We start from the raw sequence: 21,385 nt of genomic DNA on the forward strand, positions 1-21,385 counted from the left end.
GGAGGAAATGAAATGGGATTTTTAAAAGTTCATCAAGAGTCAGTAACTCCTGAAATTGCAGAAAAAATGTGTGAGATTTGTCCGTTCCATGCGATTTCTTATAACGAAGGAAAATTGGAAATCGGTGCAGGATGTAAAATGTGTAAGTTATGTGTAAAGAACGGAGTCTCAGGAGTTGTAACTTATGAAGAAGAGGAAGTAGAAGAAATAGATAAAAGTCTTTGGAATGGGATTGCTGTATTTGCAGAATGGGAAGATGGGAAGATACATCCGGTTGTGTATGAACTGCTAGGAAAAGCAAGAGAACTAGCGAAGGTAAATGCGCATCCTGTATATGCATTGTTAGTTGGGTGTGGGCTAGAAGATGCAACAGAAGAATTGAGACATTATGGAGTAGACTGTGTATATTGTTATGATGCAGAACTGTTGCAAGAATATCAAGTTGATTCTTATGCAAATGTGGTGGGGGATTTTGTGGAAAAAGTTCATCCTTCCGTGATGATGTTTGGTGCTACGGTGAAGGGACGTTCACTTGCTCCGAGAGCAGCGGCAAGATTTCATACAGGATTAACAGCTGATTGTACGGTGTTGGAAATGAAGGATAATACAGATCTTGTACAGATTCGACCAGCATTTGGCGGAAATATTATGGCGCAGATTATTACCCCGAATTCTCGGCCACAGTTTTGTACAGTGCGGTATAAAGTGTTTTCGGCACCCAAAAGAACAGATGAGGTGTCAGGACACATTGAAAAAATGGTATTGACTGAAGAAAAGATGCAGTCAAAGGTTCAGTTGGAGAAGAAAATCGAAAAGCCAAAGACGATTGATATTGCGGAAGCAGACGTAATTGTAGCTGTTGGAAGAGGTTTGCAAAGTCAGAATGATTTGACACTGGTTCAGGAATTTGCAGATAAATTGGGGGCGCAGATGGCGTGTACTCGTCCGTTAATTGAAGCGGGGTGGTTTGATCCCAAGAGACAGATTGGCCTGAGTGGAAGAACTGTAAAGCCAAAATTGATTATCACAATTGGCATTTCTGGATCAGTACAGTTTGTTGCGGGAATGAAAGGTGCAGAGTGTATCGTTGCAATTAATCAGGATAAAAATGCAAGTATATTTGATGTAGCGCATTATTGTTTTGTGGGAGACTTATATGAGATTCTTCCGCAGCTTTTAGCACAGCTGAAAGGAGGTACAAAATGAGTCTGACAAATGAACAGCTATCCTTTTTAAAAAAAATAGTAGATTCTTCTCGTGTATGGATTGGAGAAGAAATAGGTGAAGACTATAGTCATGATGAATTGGGGGGAGTATCAGGATATCCGGATATTCTGATTAAGGTATTGTCTACAGAGGAAATTGCCGCGATTATGAAATATGCATATGAACAGGAGATTCCGGTTGTGGTGAGAGGATCAGGAACAGGTCTGGTTGGTGCAGCAGTTGCTATTAAAGGTGGAATTATGTTGGAAACAACGATGATGAATCATATTCTGGAATTGGATGAAGAGAATCTGACTGTTACAGTTGAACCAGGTGTTCTTTTAATGGAATTGGCCAAATATGCAGAAGATCATCAGTTTTTGTATCCACCAGATCCAGGAGAAAAATCCGCAACTATTGGTGGGAATGTAAGTACGAATGCAGGAGGTATGCGAGCAGTAAAGTATGGTGTTACAAGGGATTATGTCCGTGGAATGACAGTGGTACTACCAAATGGAACAATTGAACATCTGGGAGGAAAAATCGTAAAGAACAGTTCGGGGTATAGTCTGAAAGATCTGTTAATAGGATCTGAAGGAACACTTGCTATTATTACAGAGTTGATTTTGAAGTTAGTTCCGTTGCCGGAGAAAAGTGTTAGCCTGTTAATTCCATACGCAAAAATGGAAGATGCAATTGGGGCGGTACCGGAAATTATTCGATTGAAATCCAGTCCAACAGCGATTGAATTTATGGAACGAGAGGTAATCTGTTTCGCAGAGGAATTTCTTGGAAAGAAATTCCCAGATACAAAAAATCCGGCATATTTATTGTTGACATTTGATGGAAATTCAGAAGCCCAAGTAGAAAGAGAGTATGATAAAGTTGCTGGATATTGTCTGGAACACGGCGCTTTAGATGTTTTTTTGGTGGATACTCCAGAACGAAAAGATGCAGTTTGGTCCGCAAGAGGGGCATTTTTGGAAGCAATTAAAGCATCAACGACAGAAATGGATGAATGTGATGTTGTTGTTCCGAGAAATCGAATTGCTGAGTTTATCAGGTATACACATGAACTTGCAATGAAGTATGATATTCGAATTCCAAGTTTTGGACATGCAGGTGATGGAAATCTGCATATATACATATGCAGGGATAAATTAGATGAACAAGTCTGGAAAGAAAAACTGGAAAAGGTTTTTGAAGAGATGTATGAAAAGGCTGCGGAAGTTGGTGGTGCTGTTTCAGGTGAACATGGAATTGGATTTGCAAAAAAAGAATATTTGAGAGAGCAGATTGGAGAAGAACAGATAAGGATTATGCGTGGAATAAAACAAGTATTTGATCCGAAAGGTCTGTTGAATCCGGGAAAAGTGATTAGTGGAGAATAGATTACGCCGCATCTTCGCCGTTTCCCCAAGGTGTTCTTGTTGTGTGGATTCCTACTGTCTTGGATAACGTAGTGTGTCTAAGACATAGAAATCCCCACAATTGCTAATACATTAAAAAGACACAATTGGAAAAGAAATTCGGGTGATGTAGTTCGTTTCGTCATCCACGGCCAGTTCATCAAATATGGCTTCTTTATAGCAGAATTCTCCTGGTGTGAGACCATTGCTTTCAAGAAAGGCGAACAATGCATGGTACGCCAGAGAAGCGTCATAATAATCCCCTTTTAAATAGCAGACAGCATAAGTGCCCGCCGGTTTGATCATACAGGAATGATGTTCCGATGGGAATGCGATTTTTGTGAAGAAATAGAGATAAGTATCCGGGAGATTGTGGCGGGCTGCATTGACTGAGATAATGGCACCATAAGGATGCTCCGTGGTCAAGTCCTCGTGGCAGCAGTAGCTGATATGCTGGCACAGTGCCGGAAAGAGTTCCGTGTTGTCGCTGGAATTCAGAGCCGGGCTTGTGATCAGATATTCTTCCGGACAGCTCTCCAGTGTCACAGATGAGACAGTTCCGTCAAATTCAAGGCGTTCGCCAATCTCAAGTAATTCCAGTTTTGTCTGGATGACCTGTTCGATTCGTTTCAGATGCTTCAGTTCCAGTCGTACTTTTTCCTGCTGTTCCAACAATAATTGTTTCAGATTTTCAGGATCTTTGGAATCAATGTATTGTTTGATCTCTTTCAGAGGCATTCCAATGTCTTTCAGACATGTGATTGTAAAAAATACATCACATTGGCTTTTTGTGTAATATCGGTATCCCTTGTCGTCAGTCAGAACTGGTGAGAACAGACCGATTTCATCGTAATGGAACAAAGTTCGTTTATTTGTATTGCATAATTTTGCAAAATTCCCGGTTTTTATACATGGTTTGTTTAATTTCCGCATATTTATTCGCTTATCCTATTGACTATACCGTAACGGTATACTTTATTATAGTTGCCGATTTATGGTAAATCAATACAGAAAAAAAACAAAAGAGAGTATGACGGTTCCGTTTGCAGGGAATCGCGAAGAGAGGAGGTAATATTATGCCAGGATTAAGTGACAGAGTTCAAACATTTACAGATTCCGCCATCCGCAGAATGACAAGAATCAGCGACGAATATGGAGCAATCAATTTATCGCAGGGATTTCCGGATTTTGATCCGCCGAAGGAGATTATGGATGCACTTGCGAAAGCTGCATATGCAGGACCACATCAATATTCCGTGACATTTGGTGCGGAGAATTTCAGAGAGGCACTTGCAAGAAAGCAGGGGGGAGCAATCGGAAGAGAGATTGACCCGGAGAAAGAAATCGTAGTGACTTGTGGTGGAACAGAGGCGATGATGTGTGCGATGATGACAATCTGTAATCCGGGGGACAAGGTGATGGTATTCTCTCCGTTTTATGAGAACTACGGAGCGGATGCGATTCTTTCCGGAGCAGAGCCAATCTACATTCCACTCGTACCGCCGGAGTATGGATTTGATATCCGTTTGGTGGAAGAAGGCTTTCGTCAGGGGGCGAAGGCAATCATTGTCTGTAACCCGTCCAATCCGTGCGGAAAGGTGTTTACAGAAGAAGAATTAACTGCAATCGGAGAGCTTGCGGTGAAATACGATGGATTTGTTGTGACGGATGAAGTATATGAGCATATGGTGTATGCACCGAATCATCACACTTGCATGGCATCCCTGCCGGGAATGTATGAGCATACGATTACATGTAATTCTCTTTCCAAAACATATTCCATCACCGGCTGGAGACTTGGTTATCTGATCGGACCGGAAGAAGTGATTGAGGCAGCGAAGAAGGTACATGATTTCCTGACTGTCGGAGCGGCAGCACCATTGCAGGAAGCAGCTGTGACAGGATTGAATTTCCCTCAGTCATACTATGATGATCTGCTGGAGCTTTACACGGAAAAGCGTGCGTATTTCCTTGATGGGCTGGATCGGATCGGTCTGAAGCACAATGTTCCGCAGGGAACTTATTTTGTGATGATCGACATTCAGGAATATCTCAATCTGCCACAGTTTGCAGGATATACAGATCTGGAATTCTGTGAATGGATGATTCGGAATATCGGAGTGGCAGCAGTTCCGGGATCCAGTTTCTTCAAAGAAGAAGTAAACAACTTGATCCGACTGCATTTTGCGAGAGAAAAATCGACGATGGATGAGGCACTGAACCGTTTGGCGAAGTTACAGGAGCTAGTGAAATAATGAATACAGAAAGTATTTATTTTTGCAATTACTCGATTGGAGAGCATGCATATGACAATGTAACGAATGTGTGTGCAAGATACGGAAAGCGGATCCTTCTGTTTGGCGGCGTGAAAGCGTTGTGTGCAGGAAAGGCGCGATTGGAGGCTGCAATAGAAGGAAGCGAATACGCGATCGTGGATATTGTGCTGTTTGAACAGGAGTGTACTTATGAAAAAATACATCGCCTTGCACAGCGGGCGAAAGAAGTGCAGGCGGATATGATCTTTGGAATGGGAGGCGGCAAAGCACTGGATACTGCAAAAGGTGCCGGATCAGTATCTGCAGGCGGGAATGGGAGATACGATCGGAAAATATTTCGAATGTCATTTTGTCGTTCGAGTGGATCAACTGACATACAGTTCAGCACTTGGCCGTGAAATCAGCAATATGTGTTATGCGCCGTTGCTGGAGTACGGGGAACAGGCATTGGCAGATTCTGTTGATCGTACTCTTTGCGAACCTGGTGCTGTAAAAAGTGGAAAACAGAGGAAATGTGGAAACTATCTTGACAAAGCTCCTCAAATCGGTTAGGCTTGTAAACAGATGAAAAATCAAAAGGCTTTGAAAAGAAAAAGTAGCAATCTTTACACCCATACAGAAAGCAGCCGGCAGATGAGAGGCGCATGAAGGAATGGATTGTGAATACCTCTTGGAGCTGCACACCGAACGGGTCCTGATCGGATGCAAGTAGGCTGTGACGGATCGGCAGACGTTAACATGCCACGGCAATCAATGTTTTTTAGAAACGGCAGTTGCTGTTGAGGCAGCAGATGTGAATCTGTTGTGAATAAAGGTGGTACCACGGGAATGATATCTCGTCCTTACGAAATTGTAGGGGCGGGATTTTTTTATTGCTAAGATTTGACAAAAAGAGATAACTTGTCCCTTCGCACAGTATATTTCAAAAAGAAAAACAAGAAGAAAAGGAGAACAAACATGACACTTTACGAAGAATTACAAGCACGTGGCCTGATCGCACAGGTTACAGACGAAGAACTGATTGCAGATTTGATCAACAACGGAAAGGCAACATTTTACATCGGATTTGACCCAACGGCAGACAGCCTTCATGTCGGACATTTCATGGCATTATGTCTGATGAAACGTCTGCAGATGGCAGGAAACAAACCAATCGCATTGATTGGTGGCGGTACAGCTATGATCGGTGATCCATCAGGAAGATCTGATATGCGTCAGATGATGACACCGGAGCAGATTCAGCATAACTGTGACTGTTTCAAAGAGCAGATGAGTAAATTCATTGATTTCTCAGAAGGTAAGGCATTGATGGTAAATAATGCTGACTGGCTGATGGATTTGAATTACATCGAAGTACTCCGCGAAGTAGGTGCACATTTCAGCGTAAACCGTATGCTTTCACATGAGTGTTACAAACAGCGTATGGAAAGAGGACTTACATTCCTTGAATTTAACTACATGATCATGCAGAGCTACGATTTCTATGAGTTATTCCAGAATTACGGATGTAACCTACAGTTCGGTGGAGATGACCAGTGGGCAAACATGCTCGGTGGTACAGAGCTGATTCGTCGTAAACTTGGTAAAGATGCAAGTGCTATGACAATCACACTGCTTCTGAACTCAGAAGGTAAAAAGATGGGAAAAACACAGTCAGGTGCTGTTTGGCTTGATCCAAACAAAACATCTCCATTCGATTTCTACCAGTATTGGAGAAATGTAGCGGATGCTGATGTACTTAAATGTATCCGTATGTTGACATTCCTTCCGTTAGAGCAGATTGATGAAATGGATTCATGGGAAGGAAGCCAGTTGAACAAAGCAAAAGAAATCCTTGCATTTGAATTAACAAAACTCGTTCATGGTGAAGAAGAAGCAGTTCGTGCACAGGAAAGCGCCCGTGCATTATTCAGCCAGGGAAATGCAGCTGATATGCCAACAGCAGAATTAACAGAAGAAGATTTGACAGAAGGAACAATTGATATTCTTACATTGCTTGCTAAGAGTGGACTTGTATCTTCAAAATCAGAAGCAAGACGTGCTGTACAGCAGGGCGGAGTTGCAGTAGATGGTGAGAAAGTGACAGATATCTATGCGACAATTGAAAAAGATAAATTTGCAGGAGAAGGAATTGTCCTGAAAAAAGGAAAGAAAAATTTCCGTAAAGTAGTTGTGAAATAGAACTAGTGCCAAACGGGGGCAGACCAACGGGGACGGGGAGACCAATGGGGGACGGAGTTTTCTGGCTTTTTGTTAACAAAAAGCCAGAAAACTCCGTCCCCCATTGGTCTCCCCGTCCCCGTTGGTCTCTCCCCTTAGTTCATCTTCAAATACTGAATACTATAAGCCGGCATATTGAGTGATCCTGACAGGTTTCCGGTTTCACCTGTGATCAATTCAGTATAATCTCCATTCAACTCACCATTTCCGGCAGTAAAGTCACAATCCCCGGCGTTGATCGCAACAAGAACCCGTTCGCTGTCGCTGCGGCGTTCAAAGACAAGCTGGTGATTTGTAAGAACGACATTGTGGTATCCACCATTACAAAGTGCATCGCTTTCACGGCGGATTACAATGAGCTTTTCGATAAGCTCAGTCAATTCATTTGGTTTCGGAGCATCGAAACATGGACGAAGTGCATAATCATTATCCGGGGCTTTGACACCTTCTTCGCCCCATTCACTTCCATAGTAGATACATGGAATGCCAGGCATACCAAATAAAATACCATAAGTCAGTGGTAAATGATTCTTGTTTGTGAGAATGCTGGCAATACGAGTAACATCGTGGTTGTCAACAAAGTTCATAAGATGCTTTCCTCGATAAATACACCACTGCTCAGGACCGTACTGACGGTTCAGCGAATGTGCAATCTCAAACATGTTCATGCTGTTAAAACTAGAGTAAATGCCTTTATAACATTCATAGTTTGTACAACTGTGAAGCATCTCATCATTTACAATAATATTGTAATCACCAAAGAGCACTTCTCCAATCAATGCAAATCCCGGTTTTAATTCTTCACAGAAATGGCGTAAACGACGCATGAAATTGTGATCCAGACTATAAGCAACATCGAGACGTAGTCCGTCAATATCGAATTCTTCAATCCAGAAACGAACACAGTCTAACAGATAATCTACGACTGCAGGATTCTGTAAGTTTAATTTTACCAGTTCAAAATGTCCTTCCCATCCTTCATACCAGAAGCCATCATTATAACAGCTGTTTCCGTCAAAGCTGATGTGGAACCAGTCTTTATAAGGAGAATCCCATTTTTTCTCCTGTACATCCTGAAATGCCCAGAAGCCGCGTCCGACATGGTTAAATACGCCATCCAGCATAATCTTTACATGATGCTCATGAAGTGTCTGACAAACTTCTTTAAAATCATCGTTTGTTCCGAGACGACAGTCTATTTTCTTAAAATCGCGAGTATCATAACCATGGTTATCAGATTCAAATATAGGATTTAAAATAATAGAACCGATACCTAATGTCTCAAGGTATTCGCTCCATTCACCAATCTTCTTGATCCTCGGAACAGTCACCCCATCATTATGCACCGGCGCACCGCAAAATCCAATCGGATATATTTGATAAAAAGTTTCATTATAAGCCCACATAAAAAACACCTCTTCCTGTTGTTAAAAATCTAGTAAAAATCCTTTTTATTATAACATAAATTGGTAAAAAGTGATAAAAAATATAGAGGAAATTTAAAAAATATGATTTTTCAGTGAAAGGCTTCGGCTTGACATTTTCTAAAGGAAAGGGCAAAATAAAATGCATGAAAAAGAGTTGTAAAATTGAAATAAGAAAGGCGAAAAAATCATGAATTTTGGAAATATTGGAACAATGATGAAATTACAGTCAGCATTAAAAACATTTAACGCAAATCACCCAAGAGTAATGCCGTTTTTTAAAGCTGTTGGAGCAGAAGGTGTTAAAGAAGGCATGGTTATTGAAATGACAGTGCGCACACCGGAAGGCAAAAGCATGACAAGTAATATTAAAGTGCAGCAGTCAGATTTGGAATTGATCGAGTTATTGAAAAATTTAAATATGAATGAATAAGGAAGAAAAACATGAAACGGAATGTTGAGTTGAGTGAGATTTCAGATGGAAGATTATATACAGCAAATGATATGGTAAAAGCAGACTGCTTTGACTGTCAGGGGTGTTCGGCGTGCTGCCATGGGATGGGAACTTCCATAGTATTAGATCCGATGGATATCTGGCGTCTGCAAAGAGGGATTGGATTGGATTTTGCGGCACTCATGGAGGAATATATTGAGCTCAATGTAGTGGATGGTATGATTCTGCCTAATTTAAAATTAGCAGGACAGACAGAGGCGTGTGCATTTTTAAATGCCGAAGGACGTTGCAGCGTACATGAATTTCGTCCGGGAATTTGCAGATTATTTCCGTTGGGACGTTATTATGAAGAGGAAGGATTCAAATATTTTTTACAAATTTATGAATGTAAAAAAGAAAATCGCGGAAAAGTAAAGATTAAAAAATGGCTGGGAATTCCAAATCTGTCAGCATACGAGAAATACATAGCAGACTGGCACCGGTTTTTGCTGGATTGTGAAGCAGGAATACAGACTTTGGATGAAGAGAATACAAGAATTTTAAATCTATATGTTTTGAAAATGTTTTACCAGACAGCATATGAGAGTGAAGAATTCTATGGAGAATTTTATGAAAGGCTTCAGCAAGTGAAAAATACACTTGGAATTTAAGTGAAAATGGAACAAGTGAAAATATATCAGTTGGATGTTACAAAATTCGAAGATCCGCAGTGCTTTCAGAAACATTATGCGATGCTTTCAAAGGGCAGGCAGAAGAAAATCGATGCATATCGGGTGGACAACGCGAAAAGATTATCTCTTGGGGCAGGCGTTTTGCTGGAGCGGGGGCTACGAGAATATAATATTTGCGAGCGTAATGTGAAAATTAAAACAGGAGAGAATGGAAAGCCCTATCTGGAAGAATATCCGGAGATTCATTTTAATTTATCACATTCCGGAAATATGGTTTTTGCAGTGTTTTCAGACCGGGAAGTAGGGTGTGATATCGAAGAAATCGGAAAACCGCAAGAAAAATTGGCGGAACGCTTTTTTTGTCCGGAAGAATATGAGTATTTGATGAAAATAGAGGATGAACATAGACGATGTGAAGAATTTTATCGTTTGTGGACATTAAAAGAAAGTTTTATGAAAGTGACAGGTCTTGGAATGAAATTGCCATTGGATTCGTTTTGCTTTCAATTAGGAGAACGTGTTGAGATAAGACAACATATAAATAAAGAAGAATATGATTTTCAAGAGTTGGAAATAACAGATAAAAAAGGAACAAAATATAAAGCAGCAATATGTTTATGCGTAAAGAAATGAAGTGTAAAAAATGAGACAACATAAGTGGAGAACAGGAAGAATATTAGGAATAGTAATGGCGGCAGCTATGCTGGGCAGTATCGCTACACCGATTTGTGCGGTGGCGGAAGAATCAGAAGCAGTTGAAATGCAAGATGATGGTATTTTAGAGTATGTCGCTTTGGGAGACAGTATTTCAAATGGATATAGTGCAGATCCAGAATCAGAGATTATTAGTTATCCGCAATTGATTGCACATGATTTGGAAGAAATGGCGGGAGAAGATGTTGAGCTGTCAAAAGATACAAAGAACGGATTGACAACAACGAAGCTGAATTCTGTTATTTTGAAAAGAAAACAAGTGCAGGAGTCTTTAAAAAAAGCTGATTTTGTGACGGTGACGATTGGGGCAAATGATCTTATGAATCAGTTTAAAAAGGTATCAAAAGAAATTTTGAACAATAATACCAAGTTTTCAACGGCAAATCAGGCCTTAGCGGCGTTGCAAGACGGAATTAAGGCAAATCCGCTGCTGCTTGTAAAAGTAGTCAGCGCAATCAGCAATTGGGATTACACCTCATTTGAAGACGATTGGAAGCTTACAATGGAAAATATTGATTCGATGCGACCGGCAAATAGCGAGATGATAGTTACAACAATCTACAATCCGGTAGAAAGCATGGAGCTTCCCGGAACATTGAACAGTATTGTTGAAGGTCTGATTTCAAAGATGAATGATATCATTGTATCTTACGCTGATGATTATGATTATAAGGTAGTGGAGCTGTTAGATTCCGGTATAGGAGAAAAAGTGCAGTCAGATGGACTTCATCCAAACCAGGAAGGGCAACAGCTGATATGTGATTTGATGGAAGAAACTGCAACCTCAGAGCCATTTGAGGCAATAAGAGAATACCGGGAAGAACAGGAACGGGAGAAACAGGAAGCTCTGAAAGCAGCAAAACGTCAGAAGGAGCAGGAAGAAGCAGAAAAGAAAGCTCTGGAAGAAAAAAAAGAGAGAAGAAAGACAGTGGTAAGCTGTGTATCACTCGCAGTTGCAGTTGGTCTTATGGCATTATTGCGTAAGAAAACAGAAAATGAAGAAAGAAATAAACAGAGTGGTAAAAAGTGATACGTGATAAAGAGAAAAGGCGGGTATTGAAGTGAGAAAAAAAGAATTGGCGGCAGAGGTAATCGCACGTTTAAAAAAAGAATATCCAGATGCAGGGTGTACATTGGATTATGATGATGCATGGAAACTACTTGTTAGTGTGCGCCTGGCTGCACAATGTACGGATGCAAGAGTAAATGTGGTTGTGGAAGGATTGTTTGAAAAATATCCAAGTGTAAATGCATTGGCGGAGGCAGATGTAGAGGACATTGAAGCGATAGTGCGTCCGTGTGGTCTTGGAAAGAGTAAGGCAAGAGATATTAGTGCCTGCATGAAGATGATAAAAGAAGAATACGGTGGAAAAGTCCCGGATGATTTTGATGAACTGTTGAAACTTCCGGGAGTTGGAAGAAAAAGTGCAAATCTGATCATGGGAGATGTGTATGGAAAACCGGCAATTGTGACAGACACACATTGCATCCGCCTGACAAATCGCATTGGATTAGTTGACGGCATAAAGGAACCAAAGAAAGTAGAGATGGCATTATGGAAAATCATTCCGCCGGAAGAAGGAAGCGATTTCTGTCACAGACTCGTATATCATGGGAGGGAAGTCTGCACAGCACGAACAAAACCACATTGTGATAAATGTTGTCTCGAAGATATTTGCAAGAAAAAAGGTGTTTAAGATTTCGGAATAGTTAGATGAGACAGTTTGGTATAAAGGACACGTTAAATTTAATAGAAGGGCGAATTAAAAGGAAATGAAAGCAGTAAACGAAAAAGACATTGAAATAACAAAAGAATTATTTGAGTTTATAGAAAAAAGTCCAACTGCATTTCATGCTGTAGAACAGATGAAAAACAGATTGGATAAAGAAGGCTATCAGCAATTGCTGGAAGGAAAAAAATGGGAATTGCAGAGCAAAGAAAAATATTATGTAATTCGAAATAGCTCAGCAATCATTGCATTTCGCATACCAGAAACAAAACCACAGGGATTTCAGATTATGGCAAGCCATAGCGATTCACCAACATTTCGTATTAAAGAAAATCCGGAAATGAAGGTGGAACAGGCATATGTGAAATTGAACGTAGAAAAATATGGCGGGATGCTCTGTGCACCATGGTTTGACAGACCGCTGTCGGTTGCCGGCCGAGTAATCATAAAGGAAGGAAATAGGCTTGTGAGCAAGCTGGTTTCGATAGACCGCGATCTTTTGATGATTCCAAATCTCGCCATTCATATGAATCGTGATGCAAATAACAACTATCAATATAATGTACAGAAAGATATGCTGCCATTATTTTCAATGTCAGGTGAAGAGGGTGAATTTGCACAGATGATCGCGGATGAAGCCGGGGTGGAAAAAGAGCAAATCATAGGCAATGATTTGTATTTGTACAATCGCCAGAACGGAAGTATATGGGGTGCAAACCAGGAATTTTTATCAATTGGACGACTGGATGACTTACAGTGTGCATTTGCTTCGTTAAAAGGATTTTTGCAGGCAGAGACAAAGAACAGTATACCGGTTCATTGTGTCTATGATAATGAAGAAGTCGGAAGCGAAACAAAGCAAGGAGCAGCATCTACATTTTTATATGATACGTTGTATAGAATCAATGAGAGCCTGGAAGGAAATGACAGCGACTACCACAGATTACTTGCATCAAGTTTTATGGTGTCAGCAGATAATGCACATGCCGTACATCCAAATTATGCAGATAAAGCCTGCCCGACAAACCGTCCGTTGTTAAACGAAGGTGTTGTGATTAAAATCAGTGCAAATCAAAAATATACAACAGACGGAATGGCATTTGCTGTATTTAAACAAATCTGTGAAAAGGCAAATGTTCCGACACAGGTTTTCCATAATCGTTCAGATATACTGGGAGGTTCTACGCTTGGAAATATTTCCGGTAATCAGGTGGCTGTGAACAGTGTTGATATCGGACTCCCACAGCTGGCAATGCATTCACCATATGAGACTGCGGGAATAAAAGATACAGGATATCTTGTAGAGGCGGCAAAAACATTTTTTGAAACATCGTGTGTAGAGACGGAATATGGAGTGTACGAGCTGCAATAATGCAGGGAAATGAATTGAAATTTGATGTTCGAAGAAGAATATTTTTCAACAAAGAATAACATAGAGGTTAGGATAAAATGTTATATACAAGACCGGATTATTATAAAGAATTTACATGTACAGCGGAACAATGCGAAGATACTTGCTGTGCCGGCTGGCAGATTGTAATTGATTCTGCATCGATGAAAAAATATCGAGGCGAAAAAAGTGCGTACAAAAAGAAACTTCACCGTTCCATACACTGGCTTCAAAAAACATTTAAACAAGATAAAGAAAAAAGATGTGCTTTTTTAACAGAAGAAAATTTGTGTGATATGTATTTGAATCTTGGAGAAAAAAGCTTATGCAGAACATGCAGACAGTATCCAAGACATATGGAAGAATTTGAAAATGTAAGAGAGGCGTCCCTGTCGCTTTCCTGTCCGGAAGTCGCAAAGCTGCTGCTTTCAAGGAAAGAAAAGGTGAAATTTCAATATCGTGAAACAGAAGAAGAGGAAGAATGGGACGATTTTTCACCATTTCTCTATTCCCAGTTAGTGGATGCCAGAGAGCTGATGATCGAGTTGCTGCAGAATCGGAAATTGTCGATTGAAAATAGAATCGTTTTATGCCTTGGGCTGGCCTATGATATGCAAAATCGCATTGATGCAGATGAGTTGTTCGGCTGCGGAGATGTAATTGAAAATTATCGCAAGCAGGCATATTTTTCATCGGCTGGCAGAAAAGTTGATAGATATAGAAAAAATATAAAAGCACAATATCAGTTTGCACATAGAGTGATAGAAGATTTATATCAATTGGAGCTTTTGAAAGAAGAGTGGGATATGCTTCTTCAAGAGGCACAAGTCCGCCTGTTTGGAAAAGGTGAAGATGTGTATGCAGAGATTATGGATGAATTTAGCGAGTGGATTCAGACAGAGTATCAGTGGGACTGGAACATTCAGTGCGAACAATTGATGGTGTATTTTATTTACACATATTTTTGTGGAGCTGTTTATGATGAACGCATTTTGGTAAATGCAGAGATGGCGGTGGCGGCAGTCAGTGTTATCTGGAATTTGATGGCGGCAACCTGGCTGAAAAATGAGAAGCAGCTTGATCTGGAAGATGTGTGCAGTATTGCGTATCGATATTCAAGAGAGTTAGAGCACTCGGATGAGAACTTGAAACGATATTGGAATATATTAGATGAAGAAAAATTGTTATTCAGGTAGTGAGAATAGGAGAAAGCGTTGCTGGTCACAGGTACTGTGAACAGTAACGTTTGTCGTGAATAAGGGTAAGAAAATAAAAAATATATATTGACAAGCAAGGTTTTACATAATATAATAGTACAGCATGAAAAAAGGAGAAACAGCATACACCAAAGCCCCGGAGTAGGCTGATTTCATATAAAAAAAGTAAAAAACGATGTTATATGATGATTATTAGTAGGAGGAATACCCATGAAAACTTATATGGCTAACCCAGACAAGATTGAAAGAAAATGGTATGTGGTTGACGCTGAAGGTCAGACATTAGGACGTATGGCTTCAGAAATCGCAAAAGTGTTAAGAGGTAAAAACAAACCAGAATACACACCACACGTTGATACAGGTGATTATGTAGTAGTTGTTAATGCAGAGAAAGTTAAAGTTTCAGGAAAGAAACTTCAGCAGAAAATCTATTACAACCACTCTGATTATGTAGGAGGAATGAAAGAGACTACATTAGCAGAGATGATGGCTAAGAAACCTGAAAAAGTTATCGAACTCGCTGTTAAAGGAATGCTTCCAAAAGGACCTATGGGAAGAGACATGATTAAGAAACTTCACGTATATGCTGGACCAGAGCACAAACAGCAGGCTCAGAAACCAGAAGTATTGACATTTTAATGAGAGGTTGAAAGGAGGACATTACAGTGGCTAATACAAAATATTATGGAACAGGAAGAAGAAAAAAATCTATCGCAAGAGTTTACCTTGTACCTGGAACAGGAAAAATTACAATTAATAAAAGAGATATCGACGAGTATTTAGGACTGGAGACACTGAAAGTAGTTGTTCGTCAGCCACTCGTTGCTACAGGAACAGTTGATAAATTTGACGTAATCGTTAACGTTCACGGTGGTGGATACACAGGACAGGCTGGAGCTATCCGTCATGGTATCTCTAGAGCACTTCTTGAGGCTGATGCTGAGTACAGACCAGTTCTTAAGAAAGCTGGATACTTAACACGTGACCCACGTATGAAAGAACGTAAGAAATACGGTCTCAAAGGAGCTCGTAGAGCACCTCAGTTCAGCAAACGTTAATCGTTGTTGTTCAATATTGTATTTTCTATCCCGGAAGTATTTTGCTTCCGGGATTTTTCTAAAAATATCTAAAACGATCTATTATCAAAAATAAATTAAAATTCAGATTAGAAATCAAAATAAAAATTCAGTAAAAATCCAATTAAAAACATATATTAAGTTTATATATTAAATTTAGAATTTAAAACTAAAAGAAAAAGCAAGTTGCGGCTGGAGATTTTTTGAATCAAACAGGCAAAGTATCTGCACGCTATCGGAAAGGCTAGTTGTGGATGCAAATTTTTAAAGGGGAGTATCTGCAAGATAGAGAAAAGGCAGTTTGAAGATGCAAAATTTTGAAGAGGAGTATCTGCAAGATAGAGAAAAGGCAGTTTGAGGATGCAAATTTTTAAAGGGGAGTATCTGCAAGTAGAAAAAAAGCAAGTCGCAGATGAAAATTCTCGCATATTAACGGAAAAAAGCATCTGCAAAGGTGCTTTATAAGCCGATGCAGATACAACAGTTCTAAAAAAAGCATCTACAAGAGTATTTAACAAGCTAATGCAGATACAGCAGCTCTAAAAAAAGCATCTGCAAAGGTATTTAACAAGCCGATGCAGATACAACAGTTCTAAAAAAGGCATCTGCAAGAGCATTTAACAAGCTAATGTAGATACAGCTGTTTATAAAAAATTATCTACAAGAGAACTATATGGGCTGGTAAAGATACCCCAATATTAGAGTTAAGTAACTAAATCAAGAATAAATTAAGAACCAGAAGTAGGAGGCGAAATTGCTTATGCACAATTTTAAAGAATCACTGATTGAAGAACAACAGCGTTTAGAGGAGATTATAGCTAGGGCAAAAATGGAGAATGCTCATATGCCGGAAGGATATTTAAGAATATCAAAGCACAAGAATAGATGTCGTTATTATCATTGTCTGACAGATCGGAATGGGACTTACATTCCAAAAAAGAACATAATATTAAGTAAACAATTGGCTCAGAAAGCATATAACAAATCAATTATAGATAAAGCAGAAGAGCAACTTAGTCAAATAAATAAAATATTAAAAGTAGATACAGACGAAGAAATGAAAAAGTTGTATGATTCCCTACATCCTGATCGGAAAAAATTGATTATTCCATTTGAGGAAAACTGGGAAGACAAGTTGCAAAAATGGTATGAAACATCCTATCAAGGAAAAGAATTTAGAGAAGGCACACCAGTTCTTCTGACTGAAAAAGGAGAACAAGTACGATCAAAATCAGAAAAAATATTAGCAGATTATTTTTACAGAAAGAAGATTTTATATAAATATGAAAAACCATTATATTTAAAAGGATATGGTATAGTATATCCGGATTTCACATTCTTATCTTCGAAAACAGAGCAAGAAATATATTGGGAACATGAAGGGATGATGGATAATCAAGAGTATGCAAGGAGTGCAGTGCGTAAAATAGAATCTTATCAGAAAAATGGAATTTATCCTGGAGAAAGGTTAATTCTTACTTTTGAAACTGAGCAGAATGTGCTTAACCAGAATATAGTTGCAGGTTTGGTAGAGAAATATTTGTAAAGACCCAAAAGCATCTGTAGAAGTATTGCATGAGCAAATGAGGATACCAAAACGTTTAAAATGAATAGCGAAATAAAAAGATGTCACGTAGTGGTGTATTAAAATTATGTGGATGTAATTGAAGCAAAAATATGATATCATGTGAGTAACAAATCGTTATTTTTAGAACAAAATATTTCTATAAGATTAAGCAGATTTTAGTCAATATGAGCTGTTTATTATTGGATTTGATATATCACTTTTTAAAAGAATAGTTTACAATAAATACAAGTAGAAAAAAAGGAGATTAAAAAAGGAGGATTTGACATGAAAATTTTGAAAAGTATTCTTAATTATATTCCATTAGCCACGTTTCTCATATTTGTGGTTACTGATGGAATTTTTTCTCTAACATCGGCATTAATTTTTGTTATTTCCACGAGTGGTCTACTAATTAATTGGAAAAGAAAAAACAGAGATGAAGAATTAAGAAAATAGGAATTTGTGGAGGATGAAAAGATTATGATAAAGAATATCGCTATTGTCAGTTTATCGAGCGGAACAATAGGAGAGGATTTTGTTAAGCATGAGGTAGATATAGGAATAAAAAGGTTGAATGACTTTGGCCTGAATGTTCGATTTATGCCTCATGCCCTTAAAGGAATAGAATATGTCAAAAACCATCCTGAAAAGCGTGCGGCTGATTTGTTACAAGCCCTTAGTGATCCGGAGATTGATATGATTCTCTGTGCAATTGGTGGAGATGATACATATCGCTTGTTGCCTTTCCTGTTTGAACATAATGAACTGGCAGATGCAGTCTCCAATAAAGTATTTCTTGGCTTTTCTGATACGACGATCAATCATTTTATGCTCCATAAGGTTGGAATGAAAACGTTCTATGGGCAGTCTTTCCTTGCGGACGTCTGTGAACTGGACAAAGATATGCTCCCATATACACAAAAGTATTTTGAAGAACTGATAAGTACTGGAATGATAAAAGAAGTCAGACCCAGCGAAATCTGGTATGAAGGAAGGACGGATTTTGGTATTGATCGAGTTGGCACACCTTTAAAATATCATCCCGATTATGGTTTTGAATTACTGCAAGGCAATTCTGTTTTCTCAGGAGAGATTCTTGGCGGTTGTATTGATTCCATTTATGATTTTTTCAATGGAGAACGCTATGTGGATATGCCGCTTTTTTGCAAGAAGTACAAACTATTCCCAGAGATTGCAGATTGGGTCGGAAAGATTCTTCTGTTAGAATCCAGTGAAGAGAAGATGTCTCCTGAAAAATACAGAAAAGCCGTACTCGCACTAAAAGAAACAGGCATTTTTGATGTGATTTCAGGTATTCTTATAGGAAAGCCGATGGATGAAACTTATGTGCAGGAATATAAACAGATACTGGTAGACGTAATTGATCATCCGAATTTGCCTATAGTGTGCAATATCAATATCGGACACGCCCAGCCACGTTGCATCATTCCATTTGGTGTTGTGGCAACGGTTGATATTGATAATCAAGTAATCAGATTTGCAAACTGAGAGACAACTTCCAATTGAACAAAATCGCTGCGCGATGGCCTGCCAAGGCTGTGGCACAGCTTTCTTTTTCTCAATAATAAAATAGGCAATGGCAATTCTTACCAGTATTTGATATTGTAAAGTTACCACACAAAACAATTCAATACAGAAAGACACCACTGCCTATGAAAAGAATACCATTTGACCGCTTTTCTGACAAGCGGTTTTATTATGCTAATGCACCTCCATGTAAGCAGGGTTTTTCATTAACTACTGATTTTACATGGAGGATTTTATTATGTACGATGAAATATTTAGCCAGATTACAAATGCTGCAAACAAACGGAATCTAAGAGATTCTACTATTCATGCATACTGTACAAGTGTTGCTCACTTTTTAAAATATACTGATAAGCCAATAGATGCTCTGACAACAGATGATGTTGACATATTTCTCACAGAAAAAAGACTTTCCGGGATTTCACCGGAAACATACAACCACTATCATTCCGGTATTCGTTTCTTTTATAAAAAAGTATTAAAGATGAATTGGGATGACGATGATATCCCACGTATGAAAAGAGACAGGAGCCTGCCAATCGTACTTACGAAAGCAGATATATCAGCGATTCTGGATGCAACGCCAAACCTGAAACATAAAGCCATGATTGCTACAATGTATTCAGGTGGTCTTCGGGTATCAGAAGTCACGCACCTTCACTATGATGATATTTCACGCACAAACAAAACAATACACATCCGTGATGGCAAAAGTCGTTTTGACCGTTATACCCTGCTTGCTGACCGTACACTTGAGATACTTACGGAATACTGGTTTAAGTGCGGCAGACCAACAGGGATTCTGTTTCCAAGTTCATGGACTGGCGATTATCTTGTGAAGGACAGTGTCATTCAGTTCTTCCATAAAAGTGCAAAAAGGGCTGGAATTCAGAAACATGTCTCTACACACTGTTTGCGCCATAGTTTCGCAAGTCATCTGTTCGAAGCCGGGTGTGACGTGAAATATATTCAGGCCCTTTTGGGACACCGTGATCCAAGATCAACAGAGATTTATCTTCATGTAAGTAATAAGACTCTGCTCGGTATTAAAAGCCCATTTGATGAGATGGGTGGTGAGTAATCGTGGAAAAATCATGTACGATACAGGATGTCTTTGAACGGTTTTATCCTGTTTATAAAAAAACACATGAGATTCCTGCGCACCACAGAAAAACCGCTTTTCACATCATGAACTGTAAAACAGGGGCTTTTGGTGTGAATATCAGTGTCTGTGAGGAATGTGGCTGTATCAGTGTTCACAACAATTCATGCAGAAGCAGGTGTTGTCCCATGTGCCAGGAGTTTCCGAAAGAAAAATGGATTGATGCACAAAAGGAGAATGTATTGGATACACCTTATTATCATGTTGTTTTTACGGTTCCGGAAGAATTGAATCCAGTTATTTATAGTAATCAGAAACTTCTGTATGATGCACTGTATCATGCTGCATCTTCCACTCTGAACGAACTGGCAAAAGATTCAAAGTATCTGGGAGCTGACATCGGATATATCTGTATTCTTCATACATGGGGTTCTGCAATGAATTATCATCCTCATATACATACCATTGTTCTTGGTGGTGGACTTGATAAGGACAACAAATGGAAAGATACCGGTGGGAAGTTTTTTCTCCCGTATGGGGTCGTTGCAAAAGTGTTCCGTGGGAAATATTTGTGCGAATTAAAAAGCCTGTGGAATGATTCAAAGCTTGAGTTTCATGATACAGCGGAGAAATATCAAAACCACTATTGCTTCAAAGAACTTCTCGATGAGTGCTATAAAAAAGACTGGGTTGCTTATTGTAAGGAAACATTTAATGGAGCACAGTCAGTCATAAATTATCTTGGGAAATATACTCACAGGATAGCAATCAGTAATCATCGGATCAAGTCCATGACGGAAACAACTGTTACATATGCTGTAAAAGACTATAAAAACAAAGGTCAGTGGAAAGAGAAAACAGTTCCAGGCGAGGAATTCATCCGTCGATTTTTAATGCATGTTCCTCCAAAACGTTTTGTTAGAATCCGGCACTATGGTTTGCTGTCGTGCCGAAACAAGAGCAAAAAGATGACGCACTGTAGAAATCTGCTTGGATGTAAAAAATATATTTCTGCATTGAAAAATCGAAGTGCCGCTGAAATGATAAAGCTGCTATATAACATAGATGTATGCATGTGTTCTTCCTGTGGCGGAAAAATGGTTCCACATCTTCCAGATAAGCATACACCATCTGTTTTAGCGTATATGAGATGTTAAAATATACAACTGAATACTTCAAAAAACTTCCGCAAAGGGAGTCTGTTTGTCATGCCTAAAAATAATTCTTTTGGCAAAAACTAGCTGTCAATAAAACACGAGACATGATAAACTTATAGAAGAGAGTAAAGATTGAATTCCCATAGATAGTGGCGAAAGGGACGCGACTTTGTTCACCAAGGAAAAATCGAAATTGATGTAAACGAAAGGGCAGTTTGATAAAA

20 protein-coding genes and 1 other annotated feature are annotated in these 21,385 nt (G+C 39.2%); of the genes, 18 read left to right on the forward strand and 2 right to left on the reverse strand.

What is annotated here, in order from left to right; genetic code table 11:
- The first annotated feature begins 12 nt into the window (after positions 1–12).
- Together H8S40_RS02975 and H8S40_RS02980 are read left to right on the forward strand one after the other, a co-directional pair.
- Entirely contained in the window at positions 13–1,206 is a 1,194-nt protein-coding gene (locus tag H8S40_RS02975; protein WP_118724959.1) for an electron transfer flavoprotein subunit alpha/FixB family protein, read from the forward strand.
- Positions 1,203–2,597, forward strand: a complete 1,395-nt coding sequence (locus H8S40_RS02980) for an FAD-binding oxidoreductase (protein WP_118724958.1) — start codon at positions 1,203–1,205, stop codon at positions 2,595–2,597. Before H8S40_RS02975 ends, H8S40_RS02980 begins: the two co-directional genes overlap by 4 nt.
- Before the next feature lie 111 nt (positions 2,598–2,708).
- Here H8S40_RS02980 and H8S40_RS02985 read toward each other — a convergent pair whose 3' ends face one another.
- Positions 2,709–3,548, reverse strand: a complete 840-nt coding sequence (locus H8S40_RS02985) for a MerR family transcriptional regulator (protein ID WP_118724957.1) — start codon at positions 3,546–3,548, stop codon at positions 2,709–2,711.
- A 143-nt stretch (positions 3,549–3,691) separates the two neighbouring features.
- Here H8S40_RS02985 and H8S40_RS02990 point away from each other — a divergent pair, with 143 nt between their 5' ends.
- The 3 genes from H8S40_RS02990 to tyrS all read left to right on the forward strand — a co-directional run bounded on the left by H8S40_RS02990 (position 3,692) and on the right by tyrS (position 7,072).
- Positions 3,692–4,870 carry a pyridoxal phosphate-dependent aminotransferase gene (locus tag H8S40_RS02990; RefSeq protein WP_186864513.1) on the forward strand — a complete coding sequence of 393 codons (1,179 nt, stop codon included), beginning with the start codon at positions 3,692–3,694 and terminating at the stop codon, positions 4,868–4,870.
- Entirely contained in the window at positions 4,870–5,289 is a 420-nt protein-coding gene (locus H8S40_RS02995; protein WP_118724955.1) for an iron-containing alcohol dehydrogenase, read from the forward strand. Before H8S40_RS02990 ends, H8S40_RS02995 begins: the two co-directional genes overlap by 1 nt.
- A gap of 175 nt (positions 5,290–5,464) precedes the next feature.
- Positions 5,465–5,738, forward strand: a binding site (T-box leader).
- Positions 5,739–5,848: 110 nt separating this feature from the next.
- A complete protein-coding gene (gene tyrS / locus H8S40_RS03000) occupies positions 5,849–7,072 on the forward strand; it encodes a tyrosine--tRNA ligase (protein ID WP_117990932.1) in 1,224 nt (407 codons plus the stop codon).
- 134 nt (positions 7,073–7,206) lie between these two features.
- Here tyrS and H8S40_RS03005 read toward each other — a convergent pair whose 3' ends face one another.
- Positions 7,207–8,517, reverse strand: a complete 1,311-nt coding sequence (locus H8S40_RS03005; RefSeq protein ID WP_186864514.1) for an alpha-amylase family glycosyl hydrolase — start codon at positions 8,515–8,517, stop codon at positions 7,207–7,209.
- A gap of 208 nt (positions 8,518–8,725) precedes the next feature.
- On the opposite strand from H8S40_RS03005, the gene H8S40_RS03010 reads away from it, so the two are divergent.
- From H8S40_RS03010 to H8S40_RS03070, 13 genes are all read left to right on the forward strand, one after another.
- Positions 8,726–8,968, forward strand: coding sequence for a hypothetical protein (locus H8S40_RS03010; protein ID WP_186864515.1), 243 nt, complete (start codon positions 8,726–8,728; stop codon positions 8,966–8,968).
- Between the two features lie 11 nt (positions 8,969–8,979).
- On the forward strand, positions 8,980–9,639 hold the full coding sequence (locus H8S40_RS03015; protein WP_118725364.1) for a YkgJ family cysteine cluster protein: 660 nt from the start codon (positions 8,980–8,982) through the stop codon (positions 9,637–9,639).
- 6 nt (positions 9,640–9,645) lie between these two features.
- Positions 9,646–10,293 (forward strand): 4'-phosphopantetheinyl transferase family protein, encoded by a 648-nt coding sequence (locus tag H8S40_RS03020; RefSeq protein ID WP_186864516.1) that lies wholly within the window; start codon positions 9,646–9,648, stop codon positions 10,291–10,293.
- A gap of 10 nt (positions 10,294–10,303) precedes the next feature.
- Positions 10,304–11,404: an SGNH/GDSL hydrolase family protein gene (locus H8S40_RS03025; protein WP_186864517.1), complete on the forward strand. Its 1,101-nt coding sequence runs from the start codon at positions 10,304–10,306 to the stop codon at positions 11,402–11,404.
- Positions 11,405–11,435: 31 nt separating this feature from the next.
- A complete protein-coding gene (locus H8S40_RS03030) occupies positions 11,436–12,071 on the forward strand; it encodes an endonuclease III domain-containing protein (RefSeq protein ID WP_022076328.1) in 636 nt (211 codons plus the stop codon).
- Between the two features lie 76 nt (positions 12,072–12,147).
- The gene (locus H8S40_RS03035) at positions 12,148–13,476 is read left to right on the forward strand and encodes a M18 family aminopeptidase (RefSeq protein WP_186864518.1); all 1,329 of its coding nucleotides are present in this window, start codon (positions 12,148–12,150) and stop codon (positions 13,474–13,476) included.
- A 77-nt stretch (positions 13,477–13,553) separates the two neighbouring features.
- On the forward strand, positions 13,554–14,690 hold the full coding sequence (gene fliB / locus H8S40_RS03040; RefSeq protein ID WP_186864519.1) for a flagellin lysine-N-methylase: 1,137 nt from the start codon (positions 13,554–13,556) through the stop codon (positions 14,688–14,690).
- Between the two features lie 231 nt (positions 14,691–14,921).
- Complete coding sequence (rplM, locus tag H8S40_RS03045) at positions 14,922–15,350, forward strand: 50S ribosomal protein L13 (protein WP_022076325.1); 429 nt, start codon at positions 14,922–14,924, stop codon at positions 15,348–15,350.
- A gap of 26 nt (positions 15,351–15,376) precedes the next feature.
- Positions 15,377–15,769, forward strand: a complete 393-nt coding sequence (gene rpsI, locus H8S40_RS03050) for a 30S ribosomal protein S9 (protein ID WP_022076324.1) — start codon at positions 15,377–15,379, stop codon at positions 15,767–15,769.
- A 778-nt stretch (positions 15,770–16,547) separates the two neighbouring features.
- Positions 16,548–17,333, forward strand: coding sequence for a hypothetical protein (locus H8S40_RS03055; protein ID WP_118738519.1), 786 nt, complete (start codon positions 16,548–16,550; stop codon positions 17,331–17,333).
- 501 nt (positions 17,334–17,834) lie between these two features.
- Positions 17,835–18,863, forward strand: coding sequence for a S66 family peptidase (locus tag H8S40_RS03060; RefSeq protein WP_186864520.1), 1,029 nt, complete (start codon positions 17,835–17,837; stop codon positions 18,861–18,863).
- A gap of 277 nt (positions 18,864–19,140) precedes the next feature.
- Positions 19,141–19,983, forward strand: a complete 843-nt coding sequence (locus H8S40_RS03065; protein WP_186864521.1) for a tyrosine-type recombinase/integrase — start codon at positions 19,141–19,143, stop codon at positions 19,981–19,983.
- Between the two features lie 2 nt (positions 19,984–19,985).
- Positions 19,986–21,161 carry an IS91 family transposase gene (locus H8S40_RS03070; RefSeq protein ID WP_186864522.1) on the forward strand — a complete coding sequence of 392 codons (1,176 nt, stop codon included), beginning with the start codon at positions 19,986–19,988 and terminating at the stop codon, positions 21,159–21,161.
- The last annotated feature ends 224 nt before the right edge of the window (positions 21,162–21,385 follow it).

Source organism: Ruminococcus hominis, from assembly GCF_014287355.1.
Taxonomy (GTDB): domain Bacteria; phylum Bacillota; class Clostridia; order Lachnospirales; family Lachnospiraceae; genus Schaedlerella; species Schaedlerella hominis.